Raw genomic sequence first — 15945 nt, 5'->3', positions numbered from 1 at the left:
CACACCGGGAGTATGGCATTAATTCATTTGAGACGCCATGATTTTCAGATGAACAATGTCAATACCGATTAAAATTCCGGTAAAATTTCTCCGCCTCTGATGGAAATCAGCGCTGCAACAACACCAGCCCGATCGACATTTTCGCTGATGAACCGCACAGATCCATCTGCCAGAAGAATATGTGCGCCACCAACGTGAAAACTACCCGCGCCCCAGGCATTTTGCTTTCCATTAGTATGATCAAAGTTAAACGTATAGCCGACAACTCCGGGCCGATTAAAAAATGTATGGGTCGCCACATTCCAGAATGGTCCATAATCATCCCTGGCTTTAATCAACTGTGATTCACACAGCACCATTGTATTACTTGAGCCATCAATAATATCCCCAATCCGAGCTGCACCATTAGGTCCTAAGGTTCCTTTGCGTATATCTGAGTTGGCTCCCCAACTACCACCAAAACCGCCTGTTGCATAATGGGCAACCGCATAACTGGTTCGCCAGCCAAACCTGGCATAGTAGACTGGGTGTGTGGTATCTCTTTTGGGGCTCCCTGGATCCGAGGGGCATAGAAAAAGAGGCACTGGAGAAGTCACCACTGAATACTGATCCGACGTGGGGGCGGTACTGGGGCAAGTAGAGTACGTACCCTGCCCACTCGGAAGGCTCCAGTCAAAGAGGTTATATAGATTCGCCTGGTCGATAAACGGCAAGAGCATTTGATAGCAGGTGTGATTCAAAATCTCACCGGAGCCATGCACGTCATCACAATCTCTAAAGCCCGCATTGATCGTTGCCGGTGGGAAAACACGATGAGTCTCGTGGTAGTTGTGCAACGCTAATCCCATTTGCTTCAAGTTATTTTTACAGGTACTGCGGCGTGCTGCTTCGCGCGCCTGTTGCACCGCCGGTAAGAGCAGCGCAATTAAAATCGCAATGATGGCGATGACGACCAAGAGTTCAATGAGTGTGAACCCGTACTTTCGTGAATGTTTTAAACGCATGAGTGTGCCTTTCGAAAGATAAAACTTCCGCTAATTGCGTTATTGAGATGGAATGATCAACTAAGTTGATCACAAATTGAGAGAGCATAGTTCTATACAGATAGTCTGATAAATCACTACACTGGCATTCATTATTTCGAAGAAGAGATCTCTATCAAGATTAATTCTCAGAAACAATTGTGCTTTTATTTGAACTTAAGACATGTAAACAAAATATGTTAGGGAAAACCATTACATACAGATGCGTTGATATGTTCGCATGTTGAGTTTTGGTACCTGAATGTGTGAGGATGTAACGTGGTGATGTGTCTCAGTTTCAGTTTGAACGGTACTGGTATGATCTTAGAATTTTCCCTCGCGAAGAATCTCACGCGCGGCATTGCGGCCGCAGGCGCCCATCACACCTCCACCAGGATGTGCGGCACTGCCGCAGAGGTAGAGGCCTCGAATTGGTGTGCGGTAATCGCTCCAACCGGGGACGGGACGCAGGTTGTACAATTGATGAGCGGGCATCGCACCCTGGAAAATATTACCACCAGTCAGGCTGAAAGTTCTCTCCAGATCAAGGGGCGAAATCACTTGGCGATGTAGAATTGATGACGGTAAGTTCGGTGCGAACTCCGCGATGCGCTCAATGCAACGATCGGCGAAGTCTTCCTTGAGTTCGTCCCAGTTGCCATTGGCCAGTTTGTAGGGCGCGTATTGCACAAACAGTGACAAGATATGATTTCCCGGAGGTGCTAACGTGTTGTCAACAGAAGTAGGGATCGTCATTTCGATGATCGGTTTTTGTGAGGGGTGACCATACTTTGCATCGTCATAAGCCCGTTCAATTTCTTCGCAAGTCGCACCGATGTGAATGGTGCCGCGATGTTGTGGACCCGGTTCCTGATTTCCGGGCATGCAAGTAAAATCGGGGAGCTCACTCACTGCGAGGTTGATCTTCATGCTGGCACTGCTATAGTCAATGCGGCTGACTGCATCTTGAAATGACTCCGGCAGCGTTTCGGCTGGGATCAATTTTTCAAACGTCACATGTGCGTCTGCGTTAGAAGCGACACAGCGTGTTTGGATGGTCTCCCCATTCGAAAGTCTGACGCCTGTCGTATTCTGATCAGCGATTAAAATTTGCTCGACCGTTACACCGGTTCGGATTTCGACACCCGCATCTCGTGCCGATGCTGCCATCGCTTGACTTAAGGCTCCCATGCCCCCTTCGACATAACCCCAGACGCCCCGTGCTCCACCCGCCGAACCCATGACATGATGTAGTAACACATACGCGGTTCCTGGTGCGGACGGTGGTTGAAAGGTGCCGATGATCGCATCGGTCGCCAGCGTTGCTTTGAGAATGTCGGATTCAAACCAGCGATTGAGAATGGGCAGCGCTGCGCCAGTGAGGAGTTCAATCGCTTCCGGAATGGTCTCGCCCAGTTGTTTTAATGATTGATGCAAATGGTATGCGGTTTTAGTATCGCGAAGTTTTTTACTGAAACCGACCGAACGCCAACTGGCTGGCAGAGGCAGCAGATCGGGGGGCGTCTGCATTAACGCCGGTTCCAGGCATTCCGCAATTTTTTGCAGCATTGCTTCATAACGGGGATACTGCTCTGCGTCGCGCTGACTGAATTGTGCGATCTGTTCCTGGTTCTGCTTGAGGCCCGGTCCCAGCAGCAGCGATTTTCCATCGGCTCGTGGTGTGAACGAAGAGGGATTCCGCGGCAGCACCCGATAGCCATAGCGGGCAAGCTGCATTTCCTGTTCAATCTCCGGTAGCAGCAGGCTGACCAGATAGGAAGCCGTTGAAACCTTGAAGCCGGGCCAGAGTTCTTCAGTGACACACGCGCCGCCGACCAGATCGCGTCGTTCGAGTATGAGCACCTTCCAGCCCTTTCGCGCCAATTGATGCGCACAGACGAGCCCATTATGCCCTGCCCCTACGATCACACAATCATACATTGATGCTGTTCCCGGAAGTGAAGTGAATTCGTTTTGATTGCTGGTAGTATTATGAAGAGATGATGAAGTAGTGCCAGTGAGTGAGGTCAAGATTTCAAAAGGAATCGTGGGAATGCGGCATCACAGGCAAATCGGTTAGCTTCCTGCGAACCCCGGTCACTCTGATTTTGTCCACTTTTTGACGATTTTATGAAAAAATGAATTCCTGTGACATTCATGGAAAATGCGATTGTTTGACTAATTTTGATTTTATAAAATAACCCCATGGGCCATTGATCGAGACGGAAAACTCAATACCTCATCAATCAGGGGAGATCTTAGATGAGCGAAATTTATAGCGAAGATCAGAGGTTAATCTACCAGACATGTCCCTGTTGTAAAGCAGACATCGAGCGGGAAGCAGAAGAATGTCTTTTTTGCGATTTTGATTTCCGTCGGGCTCAAGTCGAAAATGGCCTGTTGGAGACTAAGGACAATTCGACTTCGTATTTCACCATGTTCATAGTCAATTTGTTGATGAGTATGATTTCCATCTTTGTAGCATCTATGGATTCACCTTCTCAAAAGAATGCTGCTGCTTACAAAAGTGTGATTAGTGAGAACGATCAAGAGTTATTTACAAAATTCATGATCAAACATGATAAATCTGTCCCGCTAGAAATCAAAACACTGATTGATCGGGAAGAGATACCGACACATGTGAAAATCGTTTCGGTTACTGTGTCTTACCAGAAGCCTTCCACTACACCTTACACAAAAACGTTATTTAATAAGGGTGAGTTTGATCCGCTGGAACGATTTCGGGTCCCACAACCGAAGCAGTGATTTAATAGTGTAACGTAAATTAATTTCTCCTGGTTACTGAAACTGCTTCAGGATTAATTCTGGTGACATTCAGGTTATTGCTTGTTTTCCAGTTTTTGCTTTAGCATCTCAAGCTGGGTCTGCAGGTAGTCAATGCCTTTGATTAATTGCTTTTTGGTTTTTCCAGATGCGGTTTCCGCTTCTGCTTTAAGCTGGTCCATTTCCTTCTGCATGGTGAGCATGGCAGATTCATATTCAGCAGTCAGTTCTTTTTGTAATTGCTTGCGTTGTGTCTGTAGTTCACTCTGCCGATTTTGAAGCCCTGTTTTCGTTTCTGATTTTGCTTCTGTGATACGTGTTTCCAGATTGGAGATCTGTTGATCCAGCTTCGCCATAAATGCTTCTGTCTGAGAAATCATTTTGGTATTGAAGTCAGTTGTAGACTGGGCGATTTTGCCCAGTTCCGATTTCAATTTCTCGGAGGCGCCTTTATTCGATTTTTGAATCATTTGTACCGTCTGATCGAAATAGGCATGCGACCTCTTGTTAATCTCCTGAGTGTGAGTTCTTAATTCTTCATATTGCTTGTTGGATTGCGCATTCAGTTGATCGATTTGATCCATTAAGTTTGCTTTTGTTTCTGTTGAAGCGGTTTTGGCCTGGGACTTCAAACGGGAAATTTCTTCAGCTAAAGAGTCAAGGAAATTTTCATATCCCTGACGAAGTTGTTTGACTTCTTCTGTATACCGCTGGCGGATGGTGGCTCTTTTCTCTATTAATTTTTTGGTTATTTTTTCTTTGTTTTCTGCCGCTTGTTTTTCTAATACAGTCAACTCATCACGAAGTTTTTGAATTTGTTCGCTATAGCTTTCTTTTAAACTTAAAAAAGAGTCGTTCCATTCGCTACGAAGGCGATCGATGTCCTTCGAAAGATTCGCTTTGGCAGCCTCTTTTGACTCTTTCATTTTTTTCCAATGCTCCAACAGGTCCTTTCCCGCTGAATCATATTGTTCTTTGTATAATTTCTGTTGGTCTTCCAGTAACGATTTCCATTCTGTGTTGAGACGGTTCAACTCTGTTTGAAGATCTTCTTTGGACTGTGCTGATGCAGTTCGTATCTCACCTTTCAGTTTTTGCCACTGTTTCTTTATTTCGGCGATCCGAGAGCCTACGTCTATCTGAGAGTCTACTTGAGTTTCTTGCTTTTGTTTTTCAGTACTCGTGTTCGTTTTCTCTGGCTGATCCGTGCAACCAGTGCCAATCAGTGTGACAAGAAACGCTGTCTGAATCACTCGGTGAAAGAGAAGTGAGAAGAGGCTGCTTTGATTCAGAAATTTCAGTTGATGCATTTGAATGTATTTCCTCTCTATAGTGACATGAACAAAGCAGGCATAATTAAGTGTAACCAGCGAGTGTTGCTTAATGAGTTCCTACCAGATCATCGTTTCAACTTTATATTGCGATTGTGAAAATGAATTTTCTACACGAATCAACAAAAAAGGAAGCAAAACATCTGATTTTAATATTTAATTACCTTAAGTTGCTTTCCCGATGGTTGCAAAAGACAGTCCCGTTAGAGGGCATTTGCCTAAGAAGGATGAAGGCTGAAAGTATCAAATGCACCTCGATATTGTTATCGATGGGTAGTACAACTCTATCGTAAGCATTTACTTTGCTGAAACTTGTTGATACAAGGCAACCCTTTCCCCATTGTCTCATATCCCATCTTGACAGGATTCCCTTTGTTCGCGACAGTTTGGGCGTGATTTGTTTAATAAAGACGTTCAAAACTCGGGACAGGAAATGGAATTACTGCCTCTCGATCACCCTCGCTTGAAACAGAATAACTTCGATCTGTTGCGATTGTTGTTGGCGATGGCTGTCTGCCTGGTACATGCTTATGAGCTTTCGGGTTTTGAGCAACTACGAGGACTGGCAGGGATGTTGTCTGCACAAGTTGCAGTTCAGGCGTTTTTTGTGGTGAGTGGCTTTTTGATCGTGATGAGTTACGAGCGATCTTCTTCTCTAACTTCTTATGCCAGTAAACGCGTGCGGCGGATTTATCCCGCATATTGCACGGTTATCATGTTGTGTGCGATCAGTTTTGTTATCGTGAGCCGGCAGCCCATTCAAGACTATTTTTCTCTGGTATGGCTCAAGTACGTGGTTGCGAACCTCACGTTTCTGAATTTCTTGCAGCCGAATTTACCTGGGGTGTTTGAAGCGAACAAGTTGTCAGCCGTCAATGGAGCACTGTGGACGCTCAAAATTGAGGTCATGTTTTATCTGGCTGTGCCGCTGTTCGTGTATTGCTTTCGCAAATTTCCCCGACTTCCTCTACTCATTTTGATTTACTGTCTCTCGGTGGCGTACGCAGAACTAATGACTTTCGCAGCAGTTCAGACTGGGGTCAATTTTTACGAACGGCTGGGACGTCAATTGCCGGGGCAACTCTCGTATTTCATGGCGGGGGCGTGTTTGTTTTATTACCTACCTTTTTTTGAACGCCATGTGAGATACTTTGTAACTGCGGCGGTTGCGGTGTGTCTAATCCACTTTCAATTTGCCCTGCCCCTCCTGCAACCTTTTGCACTGGCGATATTAGTTCTCTTTTTTGGTCTGTTTCTGTACGCAGGAAATTTCGGCAAGTATGGAGATTTTTCCTACGGCGTGTATATCTTGCACTTCCCGGTGATTCAACTTTTGTTGAATTCGGGTTGGTTTACAGGGCGACCCTGGTACTTCCTCTCTTCCGCTGTCAGCATCACATTGATTGGGGCGATATTTATGTGGAACGTGGTAGAAAAACGGTTTCTACTGCGTAGCAGCCATTATGTGGGAGCCGTTGAGCCAACCGAAGCAAAAGTTCCCGTTAAGGAAACAGCCAGACTGTGATCAAGAACTGAGTGGCTTGGTTTTGCAATGTCATTAGAGATTTTATTTTGACTTTAAATCGAAGTCGAACTTATTTTCGCCCTGAGTGACTTCAGCAGTTAATCCAGAAGTACTGCTATCGTTGTATTTAGGTGGAACCAAGTGCTTGCCTGCTTCATCAGGGTTATCCGACATTTTCATGATTGTTACTTTATGTTTGCCTAAAGTCGCTCCCAATGCGTTGGGATTGTATTGTAGTTTGTAGGTTCCATCTTTTTCCGTGGTTCCACTTGAAGCGCGGCGTCTACCATTTTCTCCGGCACTCTCAGGCTCAAAGGTTACATTGGCTGCTTTGATTGGTTTTCCATCCAGGGTTATCACACCAGTGACTTCAGCAAGCTCGGGTATTGGCTCGGACCCATCTCCCATACAGCCTGAGAGACTTACGAGAACAATCAATAAATAAACTTGACTTAGATGAAGTGAGAATGGATTTGTTTTCATGAGATTGCCTGCGCTAAAAACGAAAACGACTTACATCGCAGAGATGGTGGAGACAATAGGAGAATCCACATTGATCATTTCAAAACACCGTGATGACACAATGTCATCACGGTAAACTCTAAAACTGCCAAAGATTGTTAGAGGCTCATTGGTTAAAATTCCGGAAGAACTTCACCGCCTCCGATTGAAACCAATGCTTGAACAACGGCAACACGATCCGCATTTTCACTGAGGAAGCGAACGGCACCATCGGCCATGAGAATATGTCCTCCACCCACATGGAAGCTTCCGGCGCCCCATGCGTATTGCTTGACACTACTTGTCGTCGCACCATCCCAGTCGTGATTGAGCGTATAATTATTCACCCCTGGCATAACAAAGAACGTGTGGGTAGCCGTGTTCCAATAGGGGCCATAACTTGTTGAAGTTTTATTCAACTGTGTTTCACACAAAATCATTGTGTTGCTTGAGCCGTCTTTTATGTCGCGAAATTGAGCTGCACCATTGGGGCCCATCGTGCCTTTGAGTGTGCTGTTGTTTGCTTTCCAGCTTCCGGCAGCACCGCCAGTAGTATAATTCGCGACACCATAGCTGGTGCGCCAACCCGGGGTGGCATGATATGGACCAGATGTGCTTGAGTTCTGCTGTGTCCCCGGGTCAGAAGGGCATAAAAAGACAGGTAAATTGGAAGTGACAACTGAATATTGATTCGAGGGAGACGCTGTCGGTGCACCTGTGCATTCAGTACCATGATTAGCCTGACCACTAGAAATTGCCCAGTTAAATTGATTGTACAATGGAGCCTGGTCGATGAATGGTAGAATCATTTGATAACAAGTATGATTTAAGAGTGTATTACCTACGCCATGAACTCTATCGCAATAAGAGAGTCCCGCATTAATCGTCGCCGGAGGAAATACTCGATGAGTATCATGATAATTGTGTAATGCCAACCCAATTTGTTTCAGATTGTTTTTGCAGGTACTGCGGCGAGCCGCTTCTCGCGCTTGTTGGACCGCTGGTAAGAGTAGAGCGATCAAGATAGCGATGATCGCAATCACCACTAATAACTCAATCAGCGTAAAACCGTGTTTTCGTAGTCTTTGTGTGCGCATGAGTGTGCCTGCCTTTCAACGAGAATAGATAAACTGGAATTTGAAAGAGATGAAGTGTTTGTATTTATTCAACCAGGGCGCGTGTTGAGAGATTTAAATACTAATAAAATAGGTAGATAGATCTATTAATATAGATTTATAAACTATCTCAAATAATTATTACTACCGATAATTGGTAGTCAATACTATAAATTAATAAATGTAATTAATTGTTAAATATTTATGAACATTAAGAAACAAAATGTTACTTGATAGAGAGGCACTGCCCCAGTGCAATTACTAACGAATCAATTGTTGTTGGATTCGAGTGCTTCAAATTTCAAGTGGAGCTTTTTTGCAGCAGGCAGCGCACCGTCGTAATGATAGAAGGCTTTTTCCCAGTCGCCGTAGACCGGGTTCGGCAGGAGGATCCATCTTCTGCCCCAATAACTTTTAAAGCGTTCACCCTGTGTGATGCGTTCTGGGGGTGGAAGTTTTCCCTGGTAGGTGAAGTCGTTGAAGTCATCGCCCAGCAGCAGCAGGATTCTATGATCACGTGTGACGAAGGCGCGGCGTGAGGTTTTATTCCAGGTCCAATCTGGTTTTTCGTTTTGGCAGAGTACCTGCGATTGGTTGATCTTCATGCCAAGCACGCGGGACAGGTTTTCCACGGTCGGAGTTTCCAATCGATAGTCGCGATTCGTAATGAAGAAAATCGCTACGTTGTTTTGAATCAAACGGTTGAGGAACTCTTTAACCCCGGGAATCGCTTTTGACTTTTTTTCTCTGACCCATTGGCTCCACAGGTCTTCATCCCAGTCTTTGTCTCGTTTGACGAGCCGTGCCATAAAAGCTGCGTTGTTGAGTACCGTTTCATCAAGGTCGAGAATCACTGCAGGAGGAAGCTGCGCGTAGCCTGCTGTTTGCTCCACTGCCGCAGTCCAGCAGGGATCTCTCAGAGCTTTGATTGATTGCATGGTTGCGAGTCGATAAGCCTGAACACAGGCGACATCATGTTCCACAGAGGTTTGCATCCAGAGTGTCGCGTCGAGTCCCTGATAAGTTTTGGGTGAGGAAGCCGTTGGCTCTTCCGCATAGACACTTAACGTCTGCAAACCGAACAATAATAAGAGTAAAACCGATTTCTGCATGAGGGGCTCCCGTATGAGCTGGCGGCGTCTGATAATTGAACCTTTTAAGAAACTGGGGTGTTTATGATTCTTGAACAAAACTAAATACGCTTTTGAATTCTCATTGTCAATTGATGTCTGAACTATCCGGCTCCGTGCTGGTCGTGTTGGTGCTGATAGATCTTATCTATTACTGTTAGCCTTTGCGGAACTATTTCGTTATTCTATGGGACGGGCCATTCTGAATCATTTTCAGCAAGTCAGACACAAAAATCAGAGTCCCTGAACTAAGTGAAGGTTGAGTCATGGCAAGTCGATATACCTGTCCGTTATCTGAACTGAATTCCTCTCATGTTTTTGAGGCAGGCGGGAAAGGTGCTTCGTTGGGTGAGCTGATGTGTGCCAAGGCCCCTGTCCCTCCCGGTTTTGTAGTAACCAGTTTTGCGTTTCAGAAGTTCATTTCTCAGGGCGATCTGAAACAAATTATCGTTGATACCATTCAAACTCTGAATGCAGGAAAGATTGATTTAGCTCAAGCGAATCAACAGATTCACTCCGCCCTTGAAGTTGCAGCGATTCCTGACGAAGTAATTGAAGCAATTAACAAAGCGGAGCAAACGCTTCAGGCAGGTCGAGTTTCTGTGCGTTCCAGCGCCACCTGTGAGGATAGCGCTACCAGTGCCTGGGCTGGACAATTAGAAACGTTTTTAGACGTCACGCCTGACAAGATCGTAGAGAACATCCGAAGTTGCTGGCTTTCTCTGTTTAGTCAATCGGCTTTGTCGTATGGTGCCACTCATGGATATGCAGCGGGGCAAATTTCTGTGGCCGTCGTCGTTCAAAAAATGATCGCCAGTGAAATTTCCGGTATTGGATTTTCAGTGCATCCTGTCACACAAGAGCCGGACATTCAATTGATCGAGGCCTGTTTGGGGCTGGGAGAAGCCATCGTTTCCGGGAGAATTGTCCCAGACCAGTTTGTGGTTGCGCGTCATTCAAATGAAATCCTCGAATCCATTGTCGGTGATCAGAAAGAGGCTTTGTGGATGGGGAGCGATCATTCAAAACCGAAATGGCAGGACCTGGATGGTCGAGGAACAAAGCCGAAAATCACCAGCCAGCAAGTGATCGAATATTCAAAGATACTGGCTCGCTTGCACGATCATTACGGGCATCCCATCGATACGGAATGGGCGATTGAAGATGGTGCGTTTCAGATATTGCAGGCACGGCCCATTACCACTCTGGCGAATGAATATGATCAAACACTGATTGATGAGTCCCAGGAATGGCAATTTCTTGTTCGTCGCCCGTTTTTTTTGCTGGCGGCGACAGTCCTACCCTTTTGGCTTGATTCAAAACATGCTGACAAAACCTTAGGTACACATTTGAACGAAACATTGTTAATTCAGGATGATACGGGACTGTTCAATCTCTTTTATGCGAAAAAGTCACTCGATGCCTATATGGAGCACATCGGCAATCTGTTACAAAATGAGCGGGCTCATCTGATCGAGATTTTAAAGCATGCATTAGGCCTCTACGACCAGGGGTATGCACGAATTGATCGAGGGCTTGAAGGATTTGACAGTTTGCAGGAGATTGAAGATTTTTTTGCCGATATCGCTCAGCACACGACGGTCTTTCCTGCCTGGGTTTTGATCTACATCGAATCAAACCAAATTCAAGATCCCGAGGTGCAAGCGCTTTCAGAGGAGATTCGCTCGCATACGTTCTACCCGGTGATCGAGCGAAGAATCCTCGAACCGTTGGCGATCAAAACTGCGAAAACGCTTGGTTTTTCCAAACCTGAACGGGCTTGCGAGCTGATCGTCTGGAGTGAGCTGAAAAACGGATTAGTGACGCGGGATTTATTAGAGTCTCGTTTAGCCGCCGTCGAGGCGGGCGATCGATCTATTTTTCAAGTCATTGAAGATCAGGAGACATTTCATCTCGTCTCACAAACAGGTTACTTACTGACACGACTGGCAAAACAAAGGCAGCTCCAGCCTGCGAGTCATTCCCATGAGTTAACAGGTCAGGTGGCCTGGCCAGGGGTTTTTCGAGGACGTGCCCACGTAGTTCTGAGCTTGGACGCAATGGGACAGACAATGGAACCCGATGAAGTTTTAGTTTCAATTCAATCCAGTCCGGCATTGATGCCTTTGTTAGAGCGGTGTGGGGCCATTGTGACCGATGATGGTGGGATTGCCTGTCATGCGGCGATTCTGGCTCGTGAGTTACGGAAACCAGCCTTAATCGGGACACAACAGGCAACCAGGAAAATCAAAACAGGCGATTTGATCGAAGTCGACACGTATCATCAAGTCGTTCGCATTCTTGAACACGATCAGTCATCTTAAACTCACCATAATCGTGATTCACTCTACGAATTCACAAGCCCCTGATGTCTCTGGAACATCAGAGGCTTGGAGTTCTGTGATTTTGTGAGATATTTTTGCGTTACTTTGATTTTAATTCGAAATCATAAGTCAGATTCGGATCGGTACTTTGTTCCACTTCTACAGTTAACTTCGTGTTTTCAAAATTACTATATTTGGCAGGCAATGATTCTTTGGCTCCTTCTGCCATGGCATCTGCTTCTGTGGTTTCAGGAGGTACAACAGATCCGTCTGGCATCAATACTTTGCTGATGATGACTTTGTAGTTACCCGGAGCGATTCCCTTTGTTTCCTCAGGACTCACATTGGCAATGGGCGTAATTAATTCAAAAATACCTGAGTTGTCTGTGATGGCAGATGCCATCCGAATGTCTGCTTCTCCCTCTTGAGGGATAAATGTGATGGTAGCGGCAGACAATGGCGCATCATCTAATGTGATTTTTCCCTTAGCGGTGACGAGTTCAGAAAAGACCTTCGGAGTCTCTGAACCTCCACTACAACCTGAAATACCTACGCCGATCAAGGCAATGAGAAGAAACTGATAGAAGGTTTGTATTCGCATTTTTAACAGTGATAATGGAAAATTCATATAATGAGGCTCCTGAGAGTGATTCAAACTAAAAATGCCCGAAGAAGACAATTGGTTCTTCGGGCAGTAACTGAAACAGTTGATTGATCTGAAAAAATTTACGATGAATTGTTCTGAGACGAATAGATTCACAAGAATGATTGAATGGCTATACGAAGTCTCTGTTAGCGGAATTCGCCGAGAACATTTCCATCAGCAATTCGATCAAGATTCCTTCGAATACTGACATCGCTATTTTCACTGAGAAAAATCACTGCGCCATCTGCCATTAATACGTGCAATCCACCGACGTGCCAACTGCCTGTCCAACCCCAGTCACCCAAACGTGGTTTAAAATCAATTCCACTACGAATGGTATTGTTTGGTGGTGATTGTCCCAATGAGAGTCCGATTTGTACCCAACCACGACCGGCCCAACTCGCATTATTTCCATTACCACAACATGATTTTCTGGTTTCAGTCATCATGGCTGTGTTACTTGCTCCATCCTTAATATCTCGAATACGACATTTACTACCATCTTCAAACATGAATCTGGTTGTGAGTGATCGTGTTGCCCATTTATTACATTCTGTATGTAGTCTGATAGAAATAAAATCATAATTTGTTCTATGTTCCGGAGTTCCACCAGGTAAATTATAAGTAGTACTTGTGGATGAACCTCCAGGGCCTGGATCAGTAGGACAACTAAAGATGGTCATGACTCGATTCACCTGGTTGGCATTTGTGGTTGCATTGCCTCCCGAAAGCGGGATACCACTTGAAGAATAATCATCAAAGGCGAGATTGAAATCCAGATTAGAGTAAAGTGCTGCCTGATCTAAGTAAGGAAGAAGTAAAACTAACCCATTCATGTTCATTGCAGTGAGTGGTGGGTTGGGACTTGAACCACAATCCCCACTTGCTACTTGGCCTGGAGGGAAGACACTGTGCGTGTCGTGGTAATTATGGAGTGCTAATCCCAGCTGTTTTAATTGGTTTTTACAGGTACTTCGTCTGGCTGCTTCACGTGCCTGCTGAACCGCGGGAAGTAAGAGGGCAATCAAAATGGCAATGATCGCAATCACCACAAGTAATTCAATGAGGGTAAATCCTCTTCGTTTTTTTGAAGGTCGTTCCTGTTCCATTCCAATTCTCCTTAAAAAGATAAAAATGATGGCATACGTAATTAAATATAACTTTGGTGAAATATAGCGCTGTTTATTAATTAACTATATTAATATAAATGAGTTTTGGTATATAGTCAATAACGACAATTGTTTACGTGCTTTGTTCAGAGGTGAAAATAGAGATCAATCCTGATCGAATCGAAGAAATTGGTAGCAGAGACGAGGTAAAACCCCCCTACTTCATTTTGGAGGTAAACACTATGTTTTGTTGGGGTTTAGGCTAATGAGAATACAGAAGCTGAAACAAATGAGGAAGAGAACCAGCGGTCTATGCAAATGGGTGTAATGAACAGGGTTCTCTTAAGGGAGTACAGTAAAGTCTCCATCAGCATTGGGAGTAATCTGAGTGGCTGAAAGGGATTAATGCAGCAGCGATGGGAATTGCCTTTGGAGTGATGAAATCATGCTGCAAGTACTCACGATCAGTTTTTTTACTTAGCACATTTTCTCTCAGGTGGCGTCCTTCATCTGATCAAGTTCGTTCCGTACCCGTTCAAGTTCTCGTTGTTCTGCTTCAAGTAATTTCGGATCAATGATATTCAGTTGCGGCATAGGTCTCATGGATGAGTATTGATAATCCTCCGTACCGAAGCTGATCGCTTCACTGCCGGTGAAACTGCCATAATTTGAAAAGAAACGAGAGTATGACTCGTCAAGCTCCGCGTACTCTTTTTGTAGTTCGGTTAAAATGGTAAATCGTTCTTCTTCAGTAATTGTGGGGTGAATCACAAGACGGTAAACATTCTCGCGGAGCGCTAAGTACTTTGACGAACCGGTAAACATGCTGGCGACGTCTTCCTCACTAAAGTAAGCGGATATGACGAGGGTAATCGTGCCTGACAGTGCGGCAATGATCGCGGCCACAATTTCAAGACCTCGATCCCCTAATGTCGCTACGAGTGCTGTGGTAATGGCACCGGCGGAACCAAGGGCCAGGATGCCTGAGATAATTGACAAGATCTTCTTCATATGTAACTTACGATGCGCGGATTGTAGAAGATCGGCTCTGCGGGTAGCTGAATTGGTCGTCAGACGCTCAATTTCTTTTCGAATGCTGCTCTGCATGGTTTGTACTTCTTCTTTCTACAAGATCTCATGTCAATGTACTGTTGAAACCATTTCGCTATTATCTCAGATGCTGGGCAAATCGCTTTTGACGATGATTATAACTCATTTAGACATCATAAATACAAAAAAGTACAGATGCCTGTAAGACATCCGTGCTTTTGAAATGGATTTGGAGATGACTGGACCTGAATCGTCATGCTTCGCGATACTGAATCCCGAATCGAGTTCGTCGACTCTTTTCGTACCATTATCCATTCTCAGTGTCATGTTCTTGTTCAGCCTGTTACAATATCATGAGGAATGGGCGCGGGCATTCCAATAATCTCGCCATCAAACTAAAAATGAACGAAACACGAGAACTCATCAAGGAGTACATCATGATTACATCAAATTTACTTTCTCGTCGCCAGTTTGTACTGATAGCGGCAACAGCTGCTGTTTCCGGCCCATCGCTTGTACGAGGGGCGGAGCATAAAGATGGCTATCTCAATGGTCGCCTGTATAAGACTCTCAAGATTGGGATGGTTCGATCTGGTAAAACACTCGAAGAAAAATTTGCGATTGCAAAGGAAGCCGGGTTCGACGGGATCGAATTAAATTGTCCGGGAATCGACGTCGCAGAAGTGCGAGCCGCCATCAAAGCGACGGGACTTCCAGTAGACGGGTCGGTCAATGCCGGGCACTGGAATGTTCGCCACACAGATCCAGATCCTGCAGTGCGTGCAAAAGCACTGGCCAGTTTGCAGGAAGCCCTTCGCCAGACTCATGCCGTCGGTGGGAACTCAGTTCTGCTTGTCGTGGGCCGAGGAAGCGATGGTCCCGAAGAAGAAATCTGGAAGCGATCAGTCGAGAATATCTCAAAGGCAGTGCCGCTGGCAGCAGAACTCGGCATTCATATCCTGGTCGAAAATGTCTGGAACCAGTTCTGCTATGACCACGACGGTGACCACACTCAGACTGCGGACAAGTTTGTGAAGTACATTGACGAATTCGATTCTCCCTGGGTTGGCATGCAGTTCGACATTGGGAATCACTGGAAGTATGGCAGCATGGGTGACTGGATTCGCCAGCTCAATAAACGGATCGTCAAGCTTGACCTGAAAGGCTTCTCTCGCGAAATGAGCAAGTTTACAAAGATCGGCGCAGGCGATCTGGACTGGGCCGATGTTCGAAAGGCGCTTGCAGAGATCAAATACTCCGGCTGGGCGGCAGCGGAAGTAGCCGGCGGCGATCTTGAGCGTCTGAAAGAAATCTCCGCCAACATGGATCGCGTCTTTGGCCTCAAGACACAATCCTGACGCAAACGATGGGCAGTACCTTCCGTTCTGTGCCGCAAATCGTCCACTTT

13 protein-coding genes are annotated in these 15945 nt (G+C 45.5%); 4 read left to right on the top strand and 9 right to left on the bottom strand.

Going from position 1 to position 15945, the window contains the following annotated elements; translation table 11 throughout:
- Window positions 1–68 precede the first annotated feature (68 nt).
- Entirely contained in the window at window positions 69–1004 is a 936-nt protein-coding gene (locus V144x_RS17160) for a DUF1559 domain-containing protein (RefSeq protein WP_144986430.1), read from the bottom strand.
- Window positions 1005–1346: 342 nt separating this feature from the next.
- The gene (locus V144x_RS17155; RefSeq protein ID WP_144986428.1) at window positions 1347–2963 is read right to left on the bottom strand and encodes a phytoene desaturase family protein; all 1617 of its coding nucleotides are present in this window, start codon (window positions 2961–2963) and stop codon (window positions 1347–1349) included.
- A 321-nt stretch (window positions 2964–3284) separates the two neighbouring features.
- Here V144x_RS17155 and V144x_RS17150 point away from each other — a divergent pair, with 321 nt between their 5' ends.
- Window positions 3285–3788, top strand: coding sequence for a hypothetical protein (locus V144x_RS17150; protein ID WP_144986426.1), 504 nt, complete (start codon window positions 3285–3287; stop codon window positions 3786–3788).
- A gap of 74 nt (window positions 3789–3862) precedes the next feature.
- Here the strand turns inward: V144x_RS17150 and V144x_RS17145 are convergent, their stop codons facing one another.
- Window positions 3863–5116, bottom strand: a complete 1254-nt coding sequence (locus tag V144x_RS17145; RefSeq protein ID WP_144986425.1) for a hypothetical protein — start codon at window positions 5114–5116, stop codon at window positions 3863–3865.
- Window positions 5117–5570: 454 nt separating this feature from the next.
- Between V144x_RS17145 and V144x_RS17140 the strand changes: the two genes are divergently transcribed.
- Complete coding sequence (locus V144x_RS17140) at window positions 5571–6662, top strand: acyltransferase family protein (RefSeq protein ID WP_144986424.1); 1092 nt, start codon at window positions 5571–5573, stop codon at window positions 6660–6662.
- Between the two features lie 42 nt (window positions 6663–6704).
- Here the strand turns inward: V144x_RS17140 and V144x_RS17135 are convergent, their stop codons facing one another.
- From V144x_RS17135 to V144x_RS17125, 3 genes are all read right to left on the bottom strand, one after another.
- On the bottom strand, window positions 6705–7145 hold the full coding sequence (locus V144x_RS17135) for a carboxypeptidase regulatory-like domain-containing protein (RefSeq protein WP_144986420.1): 441 nt from the start codon (window positions 7143–7145) through the stop codon (window positions 6705–6707).
- A gap of 152 nt (window positions 7146–7297) precedes the next feature.
- On the bottom strand, window positions 7298–8260 hold the full coding sequence (locus tag V144x_RS17130; protein WP_144986418.1) for a DUF1559 domain-containing protein: 963 nt from the start codon (window positions 8258–8260) through the stop codon (window positions 7298–7300).
- Window positions 8261–8547: 287 nt separating this feature from the next.
- Window positions 8548–9390 (bottom strand): 5'-nucleotidase, lipoprotein e(P4) family, encoded by an 843-nt coding sequence (locus tag V144x_RS17125; RefSeq protein ID WP_144986415.1) that lies wholly within the window; start codon window positions 9388–9390, stop codon window positions 8548–8550.
- 284 nt (window positions 9391–9674) lie between these two features.
- Here V144x_RS17125 and V144x_RS17120 point away from each other — a divergent pair, with 284 nt between their 5' ends.
- Window positions 9675–11732 carry a PEP/pyruvate-binding domain-containing protein gene (locus tag V144x_RS17120; protein WP_144986413.1) on the top strand — a complete coding sequence of 686 codons (2058 nt, stop codon included), beginning with the start codon at window positions 9675–9677 and terminating at the stop codon, window positions 11730–11732.
- 100 nt (window positions 11733–11832) lie between these two features.
- On the opposite strand, the gene V144x_RS17115 is transcribed toward V144x_RS17120, so the two are convergent.
- The 3 genes from V144x_RS17115 to V144x_RS17105 form a co-directional block, all read right to left on the bottom strand.
- Complete coding sequence (locus V144x_RS17115) at window positions 11833–12360, bottom strand: carboxypeptidase regulatory-like domain-containing protein (protein WP_144986411.1); 528 nt, start codon at window positions 12358–12360, stop codon at window positions 11833–11835.
- Window positions 12361–12524: 164 nt separating this feature from the next.
- The gene (locus V144x_RS17110; protein ID WP_144986409.1) at window positions 12525–13487 is read right to left on the bottom strand and encodes a DUF1559 domain-containing protein; all 963 of its coding nucleotides are present in this window, start codon (window positions 13485–13487) and stop codon (window positions 12525–12527) included.
- Between the two features lie 492 nt (window positions 13488–13979).
- Window positions 13980–14594 (bottom strand): hypothetical protein, encoded by a 615-nt coding sequence (locus V144x_RS17105; protein ID WP_144986407.1) that lies wholly within the window; start codon window positions 14592–14594, stop codon window positions 13980–13982.
- 380 nt (window positions 14595–14974) lie between these two features.
- Between V144x_RS17105 and V144x_RS17100 the strand changes: the two genes are divergently transcribed.
- Window positions 14975–15895 (top strand): sugar phosphate isomerase/epimerase family protein, encoded by a 921-nt coding sequence (locus V144x_RS17100; RefSeq protein WP_144986405.1) that lies wholly within the window; start codon window positions 14975–14977, stop codon window positions 15893–15895.
- Window positions 15896–15945 lie beyond the last annotated feature (50 nt).

The organism is Gimesia aquarii (assembly GCF_007748195.1).
GTDB classification, from domain to species: Bacteria; Planctomycetota; Planctomycetia; order Planctomycetales; family Planctomycetaceae; genus Gimesia; species Gimesia aquarii.
Note: the sequence above shows the minus strand (reverse complement) of the source record. Positions and strands in the feature narration are given on the sequence as shown.